Genomic DNA, 21,374 nt, shown 5'->3' with positions numbered 1-21,374 from the left:
TGTTTTTATTAAATTATAAGTATGAAACTTTATTCTCATGCTCAGTTAATCAAAACTACTTTGATTTGTGTTGTAGCGGCAGTGCTTTTAACTGCGGCTATTTTTGTTAATATATCTAAGAAAAAAACTTCGTCTGATGTACAGGATGTAAATGCTTTGGCAGATGAAGCTGCGACGGAAAATGCTGCTGGCGGTGCTGCAAGTGCTGCCAGTTCTGTAAGTACAATTGATGAGTCGGCAGCTTTTCTGGAGCAGAATCCGGCTTCTATAATCAGTGTGGCAGGCAGTACTTCGTCCGGCTACACTCAGGAAGAAGCTCAGAATATAAACGTTTATGCCCTCTGCAACGAAGCGGTTGTGAACATCAATACTCAGGTTACTGCCTACGACTGGTTCCTTCAGCCTTATGTTCAGGATGGCGGCAGCGGAAGCGGTTCTATTATCGATAAGCGCGGTTACATTCTTACAAACGTACATGTAATTGCGGATGCTACAAAGATTTATGTTTCCCTTTTTGATGGAACCCAGTATGAGGTCGAGGTTGTCGGAACTGATTTAGACAGCGACCTTGCAGTTATTAAGTTTACTCCGCCGGCCGGTATGGAATTGAAGACTATTGCCTTTGGCGATTCTTCGGCCCTTAAGGTTGGGCAGCGGGTTATCGCAATCGGAAACCCATTCGGTTTGGAAAGAACTATGACAACAGGTATTGTTTCTGGGCTTGGCCGACCTATTCAGAATTCGAATAACAGAATTATCCGCGATATGGTTCAGACGGATGCGGCTATAAATCCTGGTAACTCCGGTGGTCCTCTGCTTGATACAAACGGCAAGATGATTGGAATTAATACGATGATTCAGTCCAGCTCGGGAAGCTCTGCGGGCGTTGGTTTTGCGGTGCCTTCTACAACTGCTGTTCGTGTTGTTGCTGATTTAATCAAATATGGAAAGGTCCACCGTGGAACAATCGACGCAACTGTAATTCAGATGAGCCGCAGAATTGCCCAGTATGCCGGCCTTGATATTGCTTCGGGAGTTTTGATTTCTGAAGTTGTGCGAGGTGGAAACGCTGAAGCGGCAGGTCTGAAAGGTGGAACTGAGGCTGCCTATTACGGTTCCCGCCGTGATATTATTTACATTGGCGGCGATGTTATTACCCAGATTGATAATATTGCAGTAACCTCTCTGGCTGATTATTATTCTGCTCTGGAGAGTAAGAAGGCAGGAGATGTGGTAACGGTGGTTGTACGCCGTAACCGTAAGAATGTTACATTAAAGATTAAACTGGTGGAGAGCTGATAAAGCAAGGTGGTTTCGATACGCCCTTCGGGCACTCAACCACCGGTGAGGTTTTATGAGAAAATTTGAGGTGGTTTCACCTTTCCAACCAAGCGGGGATCAGGGCCAGGCAATTGAAAAGCTTGCAGAAGGCTTTCTTCGCGGCGATAAATTTCAGACTCTCAAGGGTGTAACCGGTTCCGGAAAAACCTTTACTATGGCTAAAATCATAGAAAAGGTTCAGAGGCCTACTCTTATAATCAGTCATAACAAAACTCTTTCGGCCCAGCTTTACCGCGAGTTCAAATCATTTTTCCCAAATAACGCTGTAGAATATTTCGTCTCATATTACGACTATTATCAGCCTGAAGCTTATGTTGCGGCTCGCGACCTTTATATCGAAAAGGACTGCGACATCAACCGTGAAATAGACCAGATGCGTCTTAAGGCAACCTACAGCCTTATGGAGAGACGCGACGTTATTGTAGTTGCCACTGTTTCCTGTATTTACGGTCTGGGTATGCCTGATGTTTACAAGGGCATGCGTGTACACGTTGAAGTTGGCCAGACTCTGGACATCAAAAAGTTTGCAAACTCTCTGATTTCCATGCAGTACAGCCGTAACGATAACGTTTTGGAGCGGGGAAACTTCCGTATTAAAGGTGATGTAATTGAAGTATTTCCGCCTTATATGGAAACCGACGAGGGCTATCGTATTCTGCTGGATTGGGAACAGGTTGTTCATATTCAGCGTTTTGATGTAATGAATCATTCTGCAACCGGCGAGCTTGACGAAACTGTTTTTTATCCGGCAAAGCACTTTGTTGCAACTCATGATCAGCTTCTGACTGCAACCGACCGTATTCAAAAAGAGATGGAAGAGCGGGTAGAGGAGCTTCGCGCTGCCGGCAAGATGCTGGAAGCAGAACGTCTTAAAACCCGTACAACTTATGATATAGAAATGCTTAAGGAAATGGGAACCTGCCCCGGAATTGAAAATTATTCTGCACCTATAGCGGGGCGTGCACCTGGCGAACCACCTGCAACACTTCTTCATTATTTTCCTGATGATTTTCTCTGCATGATAGATGAGGCCCATGTTTCTGTTCCTCAGATAGGGGCTATGTATGAAGGCGACCGCAGCCGTAAGCAGAATCTTATTGATTTTGGTTTCCGCCTTCCGTCTGCTGCCGATAACCGCCCTCTTAAAAAGGCTGAGTTTGATGCAAAAATGAATCAGATAATTTATGTTACTGCAACGCCCCGACCTGAAGAAATTAAGCAGAGTACCCAGGTTGTTGAGCAGCTGATTCGTCCTACGGGACTTCTTGATCCTATTGTAGAAATCAGACCGAGTGAAGGTCAGATGGAAGATATTTACAAGGAAGTGCGCGAGCGAATTGACCGCCACGAACGCAGCCTGATTTTGACGTTGACTAAAAAAATGGCCGAAGATCTTACAGACTACCTCACCGAGCTCAAGCTTAAGGTAAAATACATTCATTCTGAAATTGATACCTTTGAGCGAGTGGAGATTTTGAAGAGCCTGCGCGCCGGTGAGATTGATGTGCTTATTGGAATCAACCTGCTGCGAGAAGGAATTGACCTGCCGGAAGTTTCGTTTATCGCAATTCTTGATGCGGACAAAATCGGATTTTTGCGCTCGGAAACTTCACTCATTCAGATTATTGGTCGTGCTGCCCGCAACGCCGAGGGTAAGGTTGTGATGTATGCCGACCACATGAGCCCCGCCATGGAAGCGGCCGTAAAAGAAACAAAGCACCGCCGCGAGGTTCAGGAAGCCTACAACAAAGAACACGGAATTACGCCTAAGACAATTTCAAAAGCAGTTGAAGATATCCTCGAGCACGAAAAGGCTGATGCAGAAGCGGATGCCGCAATGGAGCTTGAGGTTCTGAAAAACAAGGCAAATCTCTTTAATCCTAAGGATCGCAAGAAGCTTATTAAGGCACTCACAGAAGAAATGACTGTCTGTGCCGACCGCATGGAGTACGAGCAGGCAGCGGCCCTGCGTGATCAGATTCGTGAAATCGAAGCCCAGTATGGGAAGTAATGGATTGCCACGTCGCCCTGCGGGCTCCTCGCAATGACGACGGTTGATGCTTCCGTCATTGCGAGCGCAGCGAAGCAATCTATTTATATTCTTGCCACTCCATCGCCGGTTTCGCAAACGAAGAAGCCTGCCTTGTAGCCGATTGCTTTTTCGTAGGCGGTCTGGACGTTTGATATGAAGCTGTCGATTTTGTCTTTGTGAACCAGGGCGATAGCGCAGCCGCCGAAGCCGGCTCCGGTCATGCGGGCGCCGAGGCAGCCTTCCTGTTTTTGTGAAGTTTCTGCAAGTGTATCTAGTTCTATTCCTGTTACTTCGTAATCTTCTTTGAGGGACTTGTGGCTGGCGTTGAGAAGGCGTCCGAGTTCTTCGAGATTGCCTGCCTTAAGTGTGCTTGCCGCATCAATTACCCGCTGGTTTTCTGCAATGCAGTGGCGGGCGCGCTTGTTGAGAATCGGGTCAGCTACAAGTGTGCTGTATTTCTCCCAGTCGGCCGGAGTAAGCTGGCAGAGGGCATCAATCTTCACTCCGTTATTCTGCAGGATTTTCAGAGCTTCTTCGCACTGACCGCGGCGTTCGTTGTATTTTGAATCAGCTAATTTTCGAACCTTGTTTGTGTTCATAACAACAAAGCGGTAGTCGCCAAGGTCGAGAGGGATGTACTCATATTCAAGAGTATTGCAGTCCAGCAGCTCTGCGTGATTTTTCTTTCCGGTTGCAATAATGAACTGATCCATGATTCCGCACTTCACGTTCATGAAATTGTGCTCACTCATCTGTCCAAGCTTTGCAATTTCTATGCGGTTCAGGTCGAAGCCGAAGGTGTCTATTACTGCATAGGCAAAACCGCACTCAAGTGCAGATGACGAAGAAATGCCGCCGCCGGCCGGAATGTTAGAAGCCATGAGAATTTCAAAGCCGCAGTCGAACTTAAAACCGCGCTCCTTGAGCTGGGAAAGAATTCCGTTCAGGTAGTTTGCATAATCATTTGCCTTGTCATAAACAAAGGTCTGGTTTACGTCGAACTCATAGCTGCCAGGGAAGCGGGCATCGTTGTAAAGGATTTTTGTGTCAGGTCGCTTGCGAATTGCGATGTAAAGATAGCGGTTTATGCTGGCAGGAAAAACCTTGCCTCCGTTGTAGTCTATGTGCTCGCCGATTATGTTGATGCGGGCCGGAGAAGAGTAAAGACGAACTGATGCCTCGTCGCCGCCGTACATTTTGAGAAAGGCTTCCTTGAGTTCTTGAGGCGTATATTCTTTTGAAGTTAAATTGTCTGACATTTGATTTCTCCTTTGCAAGGTGGTTTCGATACGCCCTTCGGGCACTCAACCACCGTGTTACAGTTTCGCAATAAATCTTTCAAAGGCGGCTAAGCCTGTCTCATTGCATTTGTAAACTCCGGCATGCTCCAGAACCTTGCTGAAAACTATTCCGGTTTCTTTTTTGAGTATCTCGATTATATCGTTTTCCGCCAATCCGGCAAATGAACTATATTTTTCTTTGAGTTCGTCCAGCCAGTCTGCGTGCTTTGCAAGGGCCTCGTCTGTGCGGATGTCGCGACCGGCAAGAATTGCATCTGCCAGCTCCTTAAACTCTGTCTTCAGACGGCCAGGTAAAATTGCAAGACCCATAACTTCAATCAAGCCTATATTTTCCTTTTTGATATGATGAAGCTCTGCATGCGGGTGATACACTCCAAGCGGATGTTCCGCAGTTGTGATGTTGTTGCGGAGTACTAAGTCCATTTCGTAAAGGTCGCCGTGGCGGCGGGCAATAGGATTTAAGGTATTGTGTTTTTCGCCCTCTGTCTCTGCGAAGATAAAAGCGGCTTCGTCTGTGTAAGTACGCCAGGCCTGAAGTACATGGTCTGCAAGTTCCACGATACGGTTCTTGTCTGCACTCTTTATGCGCAGAACAGACATAGGCCATTTTACAATTCCGGCTTCTACATCTTCAAAGCCCGGAATTGAAACTTCTTTCAAAATCGGAGCCTTTGCCATTGGGAACTCGTAGGCACCGCCCTGGAAGTGGTCGTGGGTAAGAATTGAGCCGCCTACAATCGGCAGGTCTGCATTGCTGCCTAAAGTGTAGTGAGGGAACTGAGTAACAAAATCAAGAAGGCGTTCAAAGGTCTTTCTTGAAATGCACATAGGTGAGTGTTCCTGATTAAAAACAATACAGTGCTCGTTATAGTAAACGTATGGAGAATACTGAAAGCCCCAGGCCTCACCGGCGAGCTTCAGAGGAATAATTCTGTGATTGCCGCGGGCAGGATGGTTTGCACGTCCTGCGTAGCCTTCGTTTTCCTTACAGAGCAGGCAGCTTGGGTAGCCGACTGTTTTTGCATTTTTTGCGGCTGCAATTGCCTTTGGATCTTTTTCCGGCTTTGAAAGATTTATGGTGATATCCATGTCGCCGTACTCTGTTTTACTAATCCATTTTACATCGCGGCAGATTCTGTAGCGGCGGATGTAGTCTGTATCCTGACTGAATTTATAAAACCAGTCGGTTGCTTCTTTTGGAGATTTTTCGTAGAGGGCGCTGAACTTTGCCCTGATGTTAGAGGGACGGTCTACGAGAATTGACATCAGTTTTGCATCAAAGAGGTCGCGGTAAACGATACTGTCGCCACCGGTGAGATTCTTTTCTACTGCATAGTCGAGAATACCCTTGAGAATATCTTCCAGATCAGAAACTTCAACCTCTGGAATTGCTGCAGCCTGCTCAGCGTTTTCAAAGCCATCAAGAGCCAGCGCTGCCAGCAGCTGATTCTTTACAAAAATCAAATCATCCTTTTGAATGAGTTCTGTTTTTAAGCCATAAGCGGCCAGTCTGTTAATGTTATCAAAAATGGTCATGATACCTCACTGTCATGCTGAACTTGATTCAGCATCTTGTTAATAGATCCCGAATCAAGCTCGGGATGACAATTCTTAAATTATATTTTCCTTAAAATAAATATCTATAGGCATATCAATTCTTGAAGGAACTTCCTGATGCAGCATTACAGATTCATAGAGTTTGTGAACTGCTTCGGAGCCCTGCTGCTCCGGCCTCTGACCAATAATGCAGTCTATAGTTCCGTCGAGAAGACCGGCTTTGTTCTGTTCAACCAGGTCATAACCGATTACGGTAACTCGGCTTTTCAATCCCTGGTCAGCAATAAAATATGACATAAAGTTTACTTCAGCATGAGGTACGAAAATACCCTTTATATCATTATGTTTTTCAAATAAATCCTTCATGAAGCTGTAAAAGCCGGAATCAGAAAAGTCTGTATAAAGTTCATCGAGTACGGTTGAGTTTCCATCTCTCTGAATAAAATCTGTAAAGCCCCTGATCCTTTCCCTGAGGTTATAGCCCGACGGATACATTCTGATGCAGGCAAACTTTCCGCTGCCCTGGAACATCCTCATAATTCTTCCGGCACAGTAACCGCCCTTGTAAGGATTCTGTGCAATAGTAAGCAGAGGCTGAGTTGTTCCGAGCGGAGTATCAATGAAAACAAAAGGCTTGTCACCAAGCATTGAAATTATTTCCATATGTTCATCCGGAGCAACCGGAGTAGTAATCAGAGCATCAATTGATTCTTCAGAAGAATTAAAAAACTGGCGGCTTTTTTCTACTGCATCACCGCCAATCATACGGTCAAAGGAAATCAGCTTGAGCTTTATATTAAAGGGCTTAAGCTGTTCTATCCCTTGATTCATTCCATCAAAAAGGGCTCTGTAATAGTCGCAGCCGCTTTCGAGGGTAGGAAGAAGAACTCCAATAACAAAAGGCTTGTTGCTTTTAAGCTGACTGGCAATAGGATTAGGCTGATAACCATACTCGTCTATAATAGACTGAATGAGTTGTTTTGTTTTTTCTGATACACCCTTTCGATTGTGAAGAACTCTGTCTACGGTACCAATCGAAACGTGGGCATGTTCTGCAATTTCAGCTAAAGTCATATAAAAAGCTTACTCCGTGTTCGTACACGCTATACGATAACAGAACTTTCCGGAAAATGCAAATATTTTGTTAAAAAATATAGGAATTTACTGAATTTTCGCAAAAAAAGTTTGACAACTGCTATTTTCAGGGTTATAAATGAATTAGAGCGTTATCGTACACGATAACGACAGGAGGAAAAAAACATGAAAAAACTGATTTTGGTTTCACTCTTTGCAGTAACAGCAATGAGTATGCTTTCTGCTGCCCCAAAGGCAAAAGCAAAGAAAGTTCTTAACAAAGACAAACCGCTTGTATTCTTTAACCGTCAGCCATCTGATCCAACAACAGGAGCTATTGATACTTCTGCAATCAAATGGAATGACAAAACTTACTATGTAGGTTTTGATGCAGCAGGTGGTGGAGCAGTACAGGGAAAACTTATTACTGACTTCCTTGCAAGTGCTGATCCTGCAAAAATCGACCGCAATGGTGATGGAACAATCGGATATGTTCTTTGTATTGGAGACGTTGGACACAATGACTCTAAAGCTCGTACAGAAGGTATTCGTAAGGCTCTTGGAACCTGGAATGGTTCTACAGACCCAACAGTAAAGAAGGAAGGTTCTGTAACAGTTGGCGGAAAGAAGTTCAAGGTAGTTGAGCTTGAAGGTAAAGCTATGACTGGTACAGACGGTTCTACATGGAATGCAAATGCTGCTACAGAAGCTATGGGCGGATGGGCAACAAAGTTCGGAAAAGCTATTGATATGGTTGTTTCTAACAACGACGGTATGGCTATGGGATGTCTCCAGGCTTCTAACTATCCTGCTGGTGTTCCAATTTTCGGATACGATGCTAACGCAGATGCTGTAGAAGCAATCGGTGCAGGAAAACTCTTCGGAACAGTTTCACAGAACGTAGATGCACAGGCTGCTGGTACTCTTCAGGTTATCCGCAACCTCCTCGATGGTCTTACAGGTGCAGATGTATATACAAAAGGTTTCTCAGTACCAGATCAGTACGGAAACAAGATTACTCCAGAAGTTCAGTACAAAGCTGACCAGCGCGGACTTTTCGCTCTTAACGGACCAGTAGATCCATCTAACTGGAAGAGCTACACAGAAGGTAACCGCGATGCTGGAATCAAGAAGACAAATGCTCCTAAGAAGAAGGTTCTTCTTACAATCTACAACTCAGCAGATAACTTCCTTTCATCAAGCTATCTTCCTGCTTTGAGATACTATGCTCCACTTATGGGTATTGATCTTACTGTAGTACAGGGTGATGGTCAGTCAGAAGCAAGCTGTCTCGACAAGTTTACAAACCTTAAGAACTTTGATGCTTTTGCTGTAAACATGGTTAAGACAAACTCTGCTGCAGACTATACAGACAAGCTTAAGTACTAAAAAACTCGCCTGAAGTTCAGGCTTAAGGGGGTGCCTGAAGGTAAACGTCACATTAGCCCAGCATGACGATACTTTCGGACACCCTTTTTTTTGTTATGTTTATTAAAAAATCTGCAGTATAATGGAATTATTATGAGTGATACAGTACTTGAAATAAAGAATCTCTCTAAATCATTTGCGAAAAATACTGTACTTAACGGTATCAATCTCTCCATTAAAAAAGGTTCTGTAATGGGATTGATGGGAGAAAACGGTGCCGGTAAATCTACAATGATGAAATGTCTCTTTGGTATTTACGCAAAGGATGAAGGACAGCTTTCTCTTCAGGGAAAGCCTATTGATTTTAAGAGTCCTAAAGAGGCTCTCGAAAATGGTATTGCAATGGTTCATCAGGAATTGAACCAGTGTCTGGATAGAACTGTTACAGACAATCTTTTTCTTGGCCGCTACCCGACAAAGTTCGGAGTTATTGATGAGGCAAAAATGGAAAAAGAGGCTAACAGACTTTTTGCTTCCCTCAACATGAATATCAACTGTAAAACAGTTATGAGGACAATGTCTGTTTCTCAGCGTCAGATGGTTGAAATTGCAAAGGCAGTTTCTTATGATGCCAAGCTGATTGTTCTGGACGAGCCGACTTCTTCTCTGACAGAAAACGAAATCAAAAAATTATTTTCCATTGTAAATGACTTAAAGGCAAAGGGAGTTTCCTTTGTTTATATTTCACACAAGATGGATGAAATTTTCGAAATCTGTGATGAAGTTTCTGTGCTTCGTGACGGAAATATGGTTTTAACAAAAGCCATTAAAGATACGAATATGAATGAGCTTATCTCGGCCATGGTTGGACGTTCTCTGGATAAGCGTTTCCCGGATGTTGATAATGCGCCGGGCGATATATATTTTGAAGTTAAAAATCTTACAACAAAATTTGAACCGATTCTTGAAGATATTTCCTTCTCTGTACGCAAGGGAGAAATCTTCGGGCTTTATGGTCTTGTAGGTGCCGGCCGCAGTGAGCTTCTGGAATCTCTCTTTGGTGTACGAACTATTGCTTCGGGCGAAATGCTTCTGGATGGAAAGCCACTCCGTTTTACAAGCAGTAAGGATGCAATGGCTCATAACTTTGCCCTTGTTACCGAAGAGCGAAAGCTGAACGGAATGTTTGGAAAGGATACCATCAAATACAATACTGTAATTACAAATCTTGAACAGTATAAAACACATGGTATTCTGTCAGAGAGAAAGATGGCAGATGCCGCAACCCGCGAAGTTGCCCTTATGCATACAAAATGTACATCAATAGAAGAAAACATTTCGGCACTTTCCGGCGGAAATCAGCAGAAGGTTATCATAGGAAAATGGCTGGAGCGTAAGCCTGATGTTTTCCTTATGGATGAACCGACCCGCGGTATTGACGTTGGTGCAAAATACGAAATCTACCAGCTGATTATTAAAATGGCAAAAGAGGGTAAAACCGTTATTGTTGTTTCGAGCGAAATGCCGGAAATCCTGGGTATTACAAACCGCATTGCCGTTATGTCTAATCACAGACTGGCAGGAATTGTAAATACAAAAGAAACTAATCAGGAAGAGCTTTTGCGCCTTTCCGCTAAATATTTGTAAAAGAGGTAATATATGGCAGATTTTAATACAGAGATAGAAAAATTAGAGGCAGAAAGCCTTAAGCAGCTGGAAGCAGATATTGCTTCAAAAAGCGTAAAGCCTCTTGAAGAAAATGAGGTCTTGAAAAAATATCAGGAGAAGCTTGCAGAACTCCGTGCAGATTCTTCAAAAAAAGCAGAAGCTTCGGCCCTTGCAAAAAAAGCGGTTGCTTTTGCGAATATTCTTTCTGATGCTTATATCAGGCAGGTAAACGAAGAAGAGTCTGCAAAGGAAAAAGAAATCAGGGAAAAATATGCAGCCCGCCTTCTTGAAATAAAGGGAGCTACAGCAGCTCGTGTTGCTCAGCTTTCTAAAAAAGAAGAAATCAATGTTGCAAAGTACGAAGGAAACTCTGCTCTCTTTGATGCAAAGAATAAGTTCCAGAATGAGGTTGCAAAATGCCGAAGTGCAAAAAATCAGGCATATATCGATCATGTAATGTTTAACCGTGCCCTCCGCGATGGCCGAACAAACTTCAAAGAAAACATGACAATGAACTGGAAGAACTACATCAACAATTTTAAGATGTCTAAGTTCATGCTCGACAACGGTCTCTACATTGCAATTCTTGTTTTCTTCATTGTCTGTGTAATTATTGCACCTCTTATGGGAAATGGAGCTCTTCTTTCGCTTCCAAATATTCTTACAATTCTTGAGCAGTCTTCAACCCGTATGTTCTACGCACTTGGTGTTGCCGGCCTGATTCTTATTGCCGGTACCGACCTTAGTGTCTGCCGAATGGTTGCTCTTGGTGCGGTAACAACAGGTTTGATTCTTCATCCTTCAAAGAATATTGTTTCTTTCTTTGGAATGGAACCTTGGGATTTTACAGGTCTTCCTATGGGACTGCGCCTTGTAATGGCACTCTTCCTTTCAATCTCTCTTTGTGTACTGTTCTCCAGCTTCTCGGGCTTCTTCTCTGCAAAGTTTAAGATTCATCCATTTATTTCAACTCTTTCTGCCCAGCTGATTATTTACGGACTTCTCTTCTTTGGAACAAGTGGTACTCCGGTTGGTTCTATTGATCCTGGAATTAAGGATTTGATTGGTGGTCGCTGGATTCTTTTTGAGTTCGACGGAGATTTGATAACCTTCCCTAAGCTGATTATACCTGCGGTCATAGCGATTTTTGTTGCCTGGTTTATCTGGAACAAAACAACCTTTGGAAAAAATATGTACGCAGTTGGTGGCAATGCCGAAGCGGCTGCAGTAAGTGGCATTAACGTATTTGGCGTTACAATGGGCATCTTTATTATGGCAGGTATCTTCTATGGCTGCGGTGCCTTCCTTGAAGCCTTCCGTGCAAATGCAAGTGCGGGAACCGGACAGGGCTTTGAGCTTGATGCTATTGCAGCCTGTGTAGTTGGAGGTATTTCTTTCAACGGAGGTATTGGTAGAATCCGTGGTGCGGTAATTGGTGTAATCATCTTTACAGGTCTTACCTACTGTCTTACCTTCCTTGGAATTGATACAAACCTTCAGTTCGTTTTCAAGGGGCTGATTTTGATTGCAGCTGTTGCTCTTGATAGCGTTAAGTATTTGAAGCGTAAGTAAGGGATAAGTAATAGGAAAAAAGTCCTCCTTGTAAATTTTTTTGGCCTGTGGTAGCTATGTGATATAGATGAGCTGCCTCAGGCCTTTTTTTTATAAATTCAAGATTTGACGATTGACTTTTTTTATAAATTTGTATATTCTTTCTAAACTATTGTAATTTGCGTGGGAAATTTGTTTTTATATAAGGAAGGATAAAGAAAATGTCTAGAATGTGTGATGTTTGCGGAAAGGGCGTTATGTCTGGTAATAAAGTAAGTAAGTCTATGAACCATACTCGCAGAACATGGAGACCAAACCTTCACAGTGTAAAGGCTGTTCTTCCTAACGGAACAGTTAGAACAATTAAGGTTTGCTCAAGCTGTCTTAGCAGCGGTTACGTTGAGAAGAAAGTAAGAGTTCCAAAGACTGCAGAAGTAGCTCAGAACTAAGATTACCTTTGAACCGCGAAAACCCCGTTGGATTGACCGACGGGGTTATTTTTTTTGTGGTTTCGATACGGCCTTCGGCCTACTCAACCACCGTTGATAACGAAAGACCGTCGTAGGCCGGAAGAATGGATGCGGCGGATTCGAGGCCCGGGAACTCGGCGCGGTGTTCTGCAAGATAGGCAGCAGTTTCTTCATGAGAACTGTTGTGGGTAAGGTGGGTAAACCAGATGTGTTCTGCCCCGATTTTTGAAGAAGCTTCCAGTGCCTGTAAAAAGTTGAAGTGAGTGGAATGTTCTTTTATACGGAGCCCGTCTATTACAAGGTGAGTAAGGCATCCCTTGTCGCTTGCTGAGGCAGTGTCACGAATCAGCTGAATGGACTGGTCGCTTATAAAGTTGCAGTCGGTAAGGTAGGCAATGGAGTTGATTGTGGCAGTCGCATCAGCCCCTGTCTTTTTTTCTGTAAGCACCCAGCCGGTTGTTTCGAGAGAGCCATGCATCATTGGAATAGGTGTGATGGTGGTATTGCCGATTGTCAGAAGCTGACCCGTCTGAACTTCATGCAGGCTGATTTTTGCATGACCTCCGCCTTCTGCGTGCTCGCTGAAGAGGTAGCCGAAGCAATGCTTTAAATGTTCTGCGGCAGAGTGATTTGTATAGATTGGAATCGGCGGCTTGTCGTATTTTTCGTTCTGAGGATTTTCCGGCTTTTTAGACATGATGCAGGAAAAATTGCGCAGGTCATCAATTCCAAATAAATGGTCTGCATGACTGTGAGTTAGAAGAACTGTGTCTATTTCGCGGATGTTTTCCCGCAAAGCCTGGGTGCGGAAATCAGGTCCAATATCAATTAGTATATGTTTCTTATCTTCTGTCTGAATGTATACAGAACTTCGCAGACGCTTGTCGCGTGGATCTGTAGATTTGCATACTGCGCAGTCGCAGGCGATGACCGGAACTCCATGGCTGGTGCCGGTTCCTAAGAAGGTTATTTTCATAGGGATAGTATATCAGATTGTAGTATTGATTGCCACGTCGCTTCGCTCCTCGCAATGACGTATATCGCTGAAGAGCCTCACAATGACGGAATTATACTAATTTACAGTTTCTTTGTTTTAGATTAAAATAGCGACTGTGGATTTTAAGACGAATAATATTATAGAAGAATATTTGACAGAACAGCTTGATGTTTTTACAACGGACGATTTTTATAAACATCTTAAAGCTCATGGTGTAAAAGTTACAAAGGCAGATGCCTCAGAAATTCTTCACGTTTCAGAATATGTTTTTTCTCTTGTAAATAATGAGTTTGTTACAAAGGCAGGCGTTTTTACCGGTCGCTGGTTCAGCTTTAAGCCAAGCCGCGAAGAGGTAGAAAAAGGTTATATCATAATCGGCCACCGCTGCATGCCTTTTGTAAATACCGAAGTGCCACCGGATGGCATTTCCATTATGTCTGAAGGACAGATTATAGAAAGCGAAGCTCATACCTTTACAATGAATCTTGCAATGGACACCTTTGCTCTTTACGGCGAGGGCTACATCCTTCCATATATTTTTAATGATAAAAACAATACTTCCCTGCCTTTGAGTTCGGTTCAGTATTCTATGCCTCAGGAAATTACTCTTACTGCCTGGCCTCTTGGTAAAATCAGCGGGGCTGAGGATTTTAAATACGGCGACAGAATTTTGTGCCGTGTGCTCAGCTGGAGCGATGGGGTTGTTGAAATGAGGGCGCAGCCGAGCGGGCTTTCAGAATTTGTTATTTCTGATGAAGCTGTTCAGCGCGAGGAATGGTACACACATTTTGAAAACGGTCTGCTCGAAAGCTTTGACCGTCATGGGCCTGCATCTTCAATTGAAGAGCAGCTTTCATTTTTGTTTCTTGAAAATCAGGAAGAACTTTGTACCCGTTGCTGTGGTTCTACAGAAGAGTTTCTTGCTCATACAACAAAAATTGGCTTTGAGCCTTACGGTGTAGAATCGCGAATCTGGAGAAAGGGTGAATCAGTTCCTTATACAGGAAAGTGGAACGGGCTTGATCTGGACCGGGGAATGCTTTTGACTGACATGGCTTTGACGCTTACCCCAAAGGTTATAGATGCAATTCTTGAAGACCGCATTTACGATAAACGACGCGGAAAAAAAGATATCGCAGATGATTTTGAAGATGTCATCCAGAAAATCTTCCCGAATATGGCAATGATTTCTTCTGCTGAGCGTCGGCTTGTATTATTGAATATAGAAAAGCGTAATGATATACTTGAGAAGATGTATAATCAGTTTTCTGATTATCCGATTGCCGATTTGCGTAAAAGAATTCTTGGGCTGTTTACAAGAGTAAGCGAATTGTTTTGCGAGATTGGCGGGTCAGGTGTTGCGGCTGATAATTTTCCTCAGCAGGAACTGGTTATTCTTTCACAGTTATACAGCCATGCGGTTCGTTTACTGGAAGAGGTTGAAAATGTTTATATGAGGCCTCAATTTCCAACAGAAGATGTTTCTCTTTCGCTCGAAGGAATGGAAGAAACATTTGAGGATATAAGCGGAACACTTTTTTCAGCTTTGGAATGTAATCGCTTTAAAGGTTTTGAAATAGTAAAATAGGTGAAAAAGGGAGATAAAAAATTATGGAAAACGAAGTAGAAGTAGACTTGGCACAGCTTATTCACAGAGGCGGAGTTTTTAAAAACGTAGAAGGAAATACACCTCAGGAAATTTATGCTAAAGTTTGCAAGATGATTGATTTGCCTGATGGAATGACTTCTGAAACTGTATATAATGCTTTATGTGATCGTGAAGCAGTTTTGAGTACTGCTGTAGGAAACGGAATTGCACTTCCACATGCCCGCGCTCCAATTATGCGAGATGCAAGCGAGCAGCGTATTTGTGTAGTTTACCTTAAAAATCCTATTGATATGAAAGCGCCAGATGAGCGCGAAGTATTTGTTATGTTCATCCTGCTTGCCCACAATTCGCAGATACATCTTAAGGTTCTTTCTTCTCTTGCTGCTCTTTTCAGAGATTCTAAATTCAAGAAGGCTCTTGAGCTTCGTTCAGACGAGGCTACACTTTCTTCAATTATTAAAGAATTGGATTAAACCAGATTATTTTTTTTGAAAATAATATATAAATTGTAAGGCAACCGATTGCCTTACTGAACAGGAGTTATAAACTATGAACAAGAAAGGTGTTGAGGCAGTTGCACTTTCAATCCGCAGCTTGTCTATGGACGCAATTCAGAAGGCAAATTCTGGTCACCCAGGACTTCCACTCGGAGCAGCAGAAGCTGCAGCAGTATTGTATGGCGAAGTAATGAAGCACAATCCTGCAAACTCAAAATGGGCTGACAGAGACCGTTTTGTACTTTCAGCAGGACATGGTTCTATGCTTCTTTACTCTATCCTTCATCTTGCAGGATACAAGGTAAGTCTGGACGATATTAAGAACTTCCGCCAGGTTGGTTCTAAGTGTCCTGGTCACCCGGAATATGGTGAAACTGATGGTGTTGAATGTACTGGTGGTCCACTCGGACAGGGCGTTTCAATGGCTGTTGGTATGGCTATTGCAGAACAGATGCTCGCTGCAAAATTCAACACAAAGGGTCACAAGATTGTAGACCACTACACATACTCTCTTGTAGGAGAAGGATGTCTTCAGGAAGGTGTTGCTTCTGAAGCTTCTTCTCTCGCTGGTAATCTTAAGCTTGGTAAACTCATCGTATTCTACGATCAGAATAAGATTTCTATTGATGGTAATACTGATATTACTTTCACTGATAATATTGCAGCCCGCTACAAGGCATACGGCTGGCAGGTTCTTAAAGGAAGCATGTATGATGTTGAAGGCATCGTAGAGCTCGTAAAAGAAGCTAAGAAGTGCAAGGATCAGCCAACTTTGATTATGCTCAAGTCTGTAATCGGTAAGGGTGCTCCAAAGCAGGGAACTGCTGATGTTCACGGTGCTCCACTTGGTGCAGAAGGAATTATCGCTGCAAAGAAAAAGCTCGGACTTCCTGTTGATCAGGACTTCTATGTTGTACCGGAAGCTAAGAAATATTTCGAAGATAAGAAGGCTGCATTTGCTAAGGCAGAAGCAGACTGGAATGCTGATTTTGCTGCATGGGCAAAAGAAAATCCTGAACTCAAGAAGCTCTGGGATGCTTACCACAGCGACGCTGTAACTGATGAAACTGTAAAAGATGTTACTTATAAAGTAGGCGACGCTTGTGCTACTCGTGATGCTTCTGGAAAGGCTTTGAACGTAATTGCTGCCCGCTATGCTAACCTTGTTGGTGGTTCTGCTGACCTTATGGGGCCAAACAAGACTGCATTCAAGGCAACAGATAACGGAACCTTCAGCCCAACTAACCGTGCTGGCCGTACAATCGAGTACGGTATCCGTGAGTTTGCAATGTCTGCTGTTGCAGCAGGTATTTCTCTCCACGGTGGTCTCCGCCCATTCTGTGCTACATTCCTTGTATTCGCTGATTACCTCCGCCCATCTCTCCGCGTTGTTTCTTTGATGAAGCAGCCTGTAATCTACGTATTCACACACGACTCAATTTACGTAGGTGAAGATGGTCCAACACATCAGCCAATCGAGACTATGACTTCTCTCCGCGCTATTCCTGGTGTTCAGGCTATCCGCCCAGGTGACCCTGAAGAATCTATGGAAGCATGGAAGATTGCTTACGCTTCTAAAGATCATCCGGTTTGTATGGCATTCACACGCCAGGCACTTCCTGTTTATGCAAAGGATGACAAGTCTTGGAAGAAGAACATGGCAAACTGCGGTGCTTACATCGTAAAAGAAGGAGCTGCTAAGCCTGATATCACAATTCTTGCAAGTGGTTCTGAAGTTAATATGGCTCTCCAGGCTGCTGAAATGGTTCCTGAGAAGAAGATCCGCGTTGTATCTGTTCCAGATTTGAAGAAGTTCGAAGGTCTTACAAAGGCTAAGCAGGACGCTATCATTGGTGATACAAAGCGCATAGTTTGTACAGAAGCCGGCATTTCTATGGAATGGCTCCAGTTCACTTCAAAAGAGAACTGCTTCTGCATCGACACATTCGGTACATCAGGTCCAGCTAATAAGGTAGCTGAATATCTTGGATTTACTGCTAAGAATCTGGCTAAATTGCTGAAAAAATAATTTGACTGACAGCGGGTCAAGCCCGCTGCAGTCAAACACGCTATGAGTACGACAAAGTGCTTTCGCACTTTGCGTGTCAAATTAATTTCGTGCCGACAGGCGGTCAAGCCGCCAGCGGCACAAATCATAGGCACCCGCTTTCACGGGTGCTTTTTTGTTTAACTTGTGGTTTTAATTATACTTTCCTGCTTGTGCGTTCCACATTTCGGCGTACTTGCCATTGCGGGCCAGGAGCTGGGCGTGGGTGCCTTCTTCTATAATCCGGCCGCGTTCCAGCATGATGATGCGGTCGGCATCGCGGGTAGTGGAAAGACGGTGAGAAATATAAAAGACGGTCTTGCCCTTTGCGGCACTTTCCATAGCCTTGTTGAGCTCGTACTCTGCAATAGGGTCCAGGGCACTAGATGGCTCGTCCATAATTAAGATGTCGGCATGTTTGTAGAAGGCTCGCGAAATTGCAACCTTCTGGCTTTCACCGCCGGAAAAGTCTACTCCGGACTTGTCGAACTCGGTGGTTACCTGAGTAAAAAGTCCATCCGGCAGGCGGGCAAGTTTTTCGCCGAAGCCTGCGGCTGTGAGGGCTGCTGTAATTTCTGGGGCACTGGCCTTCAGTTCATCTTTTGTCATATTATCCATTACAACATTTTCAGCAAGCTTTGCACCGAACATCTGGAAGTCCTGGAAAACAACTCCAATGCGTTTGTGATATTCGTGTGGACAAAGTTTAGTGATGTTCCGGTCGTGATAGCTTATGCTTCCGCTGGTCGGGTCGTAAAGACGCATAAGCAGTTTGATGAGGGTAGTCTTTCCGGCACCGTTATAGCCTACAATGGCAATATGCTCGCCAGGCTTTACTGTGAGGGAAATATCATCAAGAACCGTGCGACCGCTTTCTGAATACTTAAAAGTTACATGCTCCAGTTTGAGTTCGCCGGCGCCTTCCGGTACTGCATCACCAACATCATCCTTAAGACGAGGCTCGTAGTTGAGGAAGGCCCGGATTTTATCAACAAACATTGAGTTCTCGTGGGCCTTAGGACCAAGATCTGCAAAACGGCTCATGCTGCCGCGGAGACTCCCTGTGCGGTTAAAAAGAATTACTGCATCGCTGTAGTTTACAGTGTGAAGAACTGCTGCCTTGTAAACAAGGTAGGAGATGTAAAGACCATCAATCAAAAAGTCTCCGACACCATAGTCTTTGAGGAACTGAAACCATACGCGTTTTGCAGCAACCTTTTTGTGTTCTTCAATAATATTGTCGTTAGCCTCAGCAAACTCATTTTCAAGTTCTTTTCCTGCATTCGGGTGAAGTCTAAGCTCCTTTGCATAATCCTTAAGATAAAAAACACGGCTGACATAATCACGCTTTCTCATATGAGGATTTACAGCAAGACGGTTTTCATAATTAACTTTGTTGAGTTTTTTCGAAACCACAAAGCGGAGTATAAAAGAAACAAATACAAAGGCAATACCAATAGGGTCAGTCATCAGATAGAAAATACCTGTTGTGAAGAGGACGGTAATTGCCTGCATTGCCATATTAAGCAGTTCGAGAAAACGGTCAATTGCTGCTTCAGACTGGGATACACTTAAAACAAAGTCGTTGTAGTAGGCCGGGTCATCGTAGCAGTATAAATCAATTTCAGAAGCCTTTTTGAACATCTGCTCTTTAAGGGCCCTGTAGAGACGGGGTTTATACTTAAACTGCCAGCCGTAAATGAAAAATCCGTCCGGGATAATCTGAAGGATATTCAAAAGGAGAATAAGGCCTATGTAAAAAAGGGCCTTGCTAAAGGGCTCGTGAAATTCTGCACAACGAAGCACATAGCGGATACCAAGCACGTGCTCCAGAAAGATTACTCCCTGATAGCGGAAGGCATCGTAGAGATGATAAATCATATAAAGAGGACAGGTTTTGAAACAAAGCTTCCAGAGGAAGATTTGATTTTTGAGGACAGTGCTGCTCTTGCGGGCTTTTGCTTTTCTTGTGGAGCCGGTTGTTTTCATTTCGTTTTTCATGCCCAGATTCCCTCCTTTTGTTTTGATTTATCGGCAAGATAGTTTTCTGCCTGCTTTTGATACATGTCTGCGTAAAGACCATGGCGGTCCATAAGCTCCCTGTGGCTGCCTTCTTCTTTTACCTGGCCATGTTCAAGCAAAAATACATGGTCAGCATTCTGGACAGAAGAAAGACGGTGTGAAATGAAAAGCAGAGTGTTTTCTTTACAGGCCTTTAAGATGTTGTCAAAAAGCTGATATTCTGCAATCGGGTCCAGGGCGCTGGAAGGTTCATCGAAAACCTTTACAGGGCAGGTGCGGGCAAAGGCACGGGAAACAACAATCTTCTGGAACTCACCGCCGGAAAGAACGGCACCCTGGTCATCAAACTCGCGGGTGAGGGTAGTGTTTATTCCCTGCGGCAGCGACATTACTTTTTCGTAGACACCTGAAAGCTTGAGGGCCTCAGTTACAATTGCTTCCCGCTTTTCAGCAGGAATATCTTCTCCAAGGGTAACGTTGTCTGCAACGCTCATGGAAAACATTCGGTTGTCCTGGAAGGCAGTTGCAAACAAGGCCCGGTATTTCTGGAGATTATATTCTTTGATGTTATGACCGTTGAGAAGGATTTCGCCCTGAGTCGGGTCGTAAAAGCGGAGAAGGAGTTTTATGATTGTAGATTTACCGGCTCCGTTATGGCCGACAAGAGCATAGGTTTTGCCGCCCTCAAACTTCATGTTGAGATTTGAAAGAACAGGAGCGTCTTTATAGGCAAAACATACATTGCGGAATTCAATGGAATCAATAGTTTTTCCGGGATCTGTTCCATCATAGTCTTCCGGGATTTTTTCTTCGTATTCGAGGAAGGTGCGCAGGTAATCAACAAAGAGTCCGTTTTTAAAACTGGCTGTTACACTGTCTGTAAAGCCAATGAGAATCCAGGTTGTAGAAACCATCATGCTGGTAAGAACTGCAAGCTGTGGAAGTGTCATGGTATTACTGACTAAGGTTCGATAAGCGCCGTAAATTAAAAGTCCTTCGAAAATAAAAGTGAAGGTGAACATAACATAAAACCAGTGGAGAAAAGCTGATTTAAGAACAAACTTTTTAGTTACATCTGCAACGCCTGTAATGGCCTCTGTGTACTGTCGCTTTAAGAGATTAAAAATATTTGTAAGGCGGATTTCCTTGGCATAATCTTTCAGGTACATTATGCGGTTTATGTAATCTATGCGGCGGTTGTGTGGAGCCATTTCTTTGTTGCGCTGGTAATCAATCCGGCTGTTCAAAATCCTGAAATAAAAGTTACCGATTATAGGCAGGAGAATAAAAGCAACAGAAAAACTGTCTACCTTAAACATGAAAATAAAGGCACAGATGCTGGCAACAAAGCCGAACAAAAGCCCGAAAAGCTGATCTACTGTATTGTAAAGATTTGTATCCGCATTTTTCATGGCCAGGGTATATTTGTCATAAAAATCAGAATTTTCAAAACATTCAAGCTCTACATTGCGGGCCTTCTTGAAAAGCTTTTGATAGAGCTGCTTGTTCAGAGATGCATTTGCAAGAGGAGCAACATAGCCCTGAATGAAGCTGTTATAGAGTGCCATGGAAGCAAACACTGCAACTGTGATACCGATGAAAATCATAATTGCCTTAAAAGTTTCTCCGGTCTGCAGGGCATTGATTACATAACGCATAAAAAAGGCGCTGTAAAAAAGCCAGCCGAAATAATAGAGAAGTCTTGCAATTGCCATGTGGACAACCGGGCCGGGACACATTTTCCAGACGAGACGCAGGGCGAAGAAATTATTTTGCACAGCCCTTATTCTTGATTTAAACTTTTTTTCTTTCATATTTTTCTCCGAAAAATAATGTTTAG

Annotated in this window: 15 protein-coding genes; 9 read left to right on the top strand and 6 right to left on the bottom strand. The window is 43.6% G+C overall.

What is annotated here, in order from left to right; genetic code table 11:
- Nucleotides 1-21 precede the first annotated feature (21 nt).
- Both G626_RS0105350 and uvrB read left to right on the top strand, forming a co-directional pair.
- On the top strand, nt 22-1,299 hold the full coding sequence (locus G626_RS0105350; protein WP_022931761.1) for a S1C family serine protease: 1,278 nt from the start codon (nt 22-24) through the stop codon (nt 1,297-1,299).
- 55 nt (nt 1,300-1,354) lie between these two features.
- Nucleotides 1,355-3,352, top strand: coding sequence for an excinuclease ABC subunit UvrB (uvrB, locus tag G626_RS0105345; RefSeq protein ID WP_022931760.1), 1,998 nt, complete (start codon nt 1,355-1,357; stop codon nt 3,350-3,352).
- A gap of 83 nt (nt 3,353-3,435) precedes the next feature.
- On the opposite strand, the gene G626_RS0105340 is transcribed toward uvrB, so the two are convergent.
- From G626_RS0105340 to G626_RS0105330, 3 genes are all read right to left on the bottom strand, one after another.
- Entirely contained in the window at nt 3,436-4,632 is a 1,197-nt protein-coding gene (locus G626_RS0105340; RefSeq protein WP_022931759.1) for a galactokinase, read from the bottom strand.
- A 57-nt stretch (nt 4,633-4,689) separates the two neighbouring features.
- The gene (gene galT, locus G626_RS0105335) at nt 4,690-6,210 is read right to left on the bottom strand and encodes a UDP-glucose--hexose-1-phosphate uridylyltransferase (RefSeq protein WP_022931758.1); all 1,521 of its coding nucleotides are present in this window, start codon (nt 6,208-6,210) and stop codon (nt 4,690-4,692) included.
- Nucleotides 6,211-6,285: 75 nt separating this feature from the next.
- Entirely contained in the window at nt 6,286-7,305 is a 1,020-nt protein-coding gene (locus tag G626_RS0105330; protein ID WP_022931757.1) for a LacI family DNA-binding transcriptional regulator, read from the bottom strand.
- Nucleotides 7,306-7,533: 228 nt separating this feature from the next.
- Between G626_RS0105330 and G626_RS0105325 the strand changes: the two genes are divergently transcribed.
- From G626_RS0105325 to rpmB, 4 genes are all read left to right on the top strand, one after another.
- Complete coding sequence (locus G626_RS0105325) at nt 7,534-8,694, top strand: substrate-binding domain-containing protein (RefSeq protein ID WP_231365105.1); 1,161 nt, start codon at nt 7,534-7,536, stop codon at nt 8,692-8,694.
- 132 nt (nt 8,695-8,826) lie between these two features.
- Complete coding sequence (locus G626_RS0105320; RefSeq protein ID WP_022931755.1) at nt 8,827-10,320, top strand: sugar ABC transporter ATP-binding protein; 1,494 nt, start codon at nt 8,827-8,829, stop codon at nt 10,318-10,320.
- Nucleotides 10,321-10,332: 12 nt separating this feature from the next.
- On the top strand, nt 10,333-11,913 hold the full coding sequence (locus G626_RS15530; protein WP_022931754.1) for an ABC transporter permease subunit: 1,581 nt from the start codon (nt 10,333-10,335) through the stop codon (nt 11,911-11,913).
- Nucleotides 11,914-12,113: 200 nt separating this feature from the next.
- The gene (gene rpmB, locus G626_RS0105310; protein WP_022931753.1) at nt 12,114-12,341 is read left to right on the top strand and encodes a 50S ribosomal protein L28; all 228 of its coding nucleotides are present in this window, start codon (nt 12,114-12,116) and stop codon (nt 12,339-12,341) included.
- Between the two features lie 79 nt (nt 12,342-12,420).
- Here rpmB and G626_RS15525 read toward each other — a convergent pair whose 3' ends face one another.
- Nucleotides 12,421-13,338: an MBL fold metallo-hydrolase gene (locus G626_RS15525; protein ID WP_022931752.1), complete on the bottom strand. Its 918-nt coding sequence runs from the start codon at nt 13,336-13,338 to the stop codon at nt 12,421-12,423.
- Nucleotides 13,339-13,474: 136 nt separating this feature from the next.
- Between G626_RS15525 and G626_RS0105300 the strand changes: the two genes are divergently transcribed.
- The 3 genes from G626_RS0105300 to tkt all read left to right on the top strand — a co-directional run bounded on the left by G626_RS0105300 (nt 13,475) and on the right by tkt (nt 17,494).
- Entirely contained in the window at nt 13,475-14,947 is a 1,473-nt protein-coding gene (locus G626_RS0105300; RefSeq protein WP_156003186.1) for a hypothetical protein, read from the top strand.
- 23 nt (nt 14,948-14,970) lie between these two features.
- Nucleotides 14,971-15,441, top strand: coding sequence for a PTS sugar transporter subunit IIA (locus G626_RS0105295; protein WP_022931750.1), 471 nt, complete (start codon nt 14,971-14,973; stop codon nt 15,439-15,441).
- A gap of 76 nt (nt 15,442-15,517) precedes the next feature.
- Nucleotides 15,518-17,494: a transketolase gene (gene tkt, locus G626_RS0105290; RefSeq protein ID WP_022931749.1), complete on the top strand. Its 1,977-nt coding sequence runs from the start codon at nt 15,518-15,520 to the stop codon at nt 17,492-17,494.
- A gap of 171 nt (nt 17,495-17,665) precedes the next feature.
- Here the strand turns inward: tkt and G626_RS0105285 are convergent, their stop codons facing one another.
- Both G626_RS0105285 and G626_RS0105280 read right to left on the bottom strand, forming a co-directional pair.
- Nucleotides 17,666-19,513 carry an ABC transporter ATP-binding protein gene (locus G626_RS0105285; protein ID WP_022931748.1) on the bottom strand — a complete coding sequence of 616 codons (1,848 nt, stop codon included), beginning with the start codon at nt 19,511-19,513 and terminating at the stop codon, nt 17,666-17,668.
- Complete coding sequence (locus G626_RS0105280) at nt 19,510-21,348, bottom strand: ABC transporter ATP-binding protein (RefSeq protein WP_022931747.1); 1,839 nt, start codon at nt 21,346-21,348, stop codon at nt 19,510-19,512. The genes G626_RS0105285 and G626_RS0105280 overlap by 4 nt, the downstream gene beginning before the upstream one ends.
- Between the last annotated feature and the right edge of the window lie 26 nt (nt 21,349-21,374).

It is taken from the genome of Treponema bryantii NK4A124 (genome assembly GCF_000421345.1).
Lineage (GTDB): Bacteria > Spirochaetota > Spirochaetia > Treponematales > Treponemataceae > Treponema_D > Treponema_D bryantii_B.
This window is presented reverse-complemented; position numbering and strand designations above follow the sequence as displayed.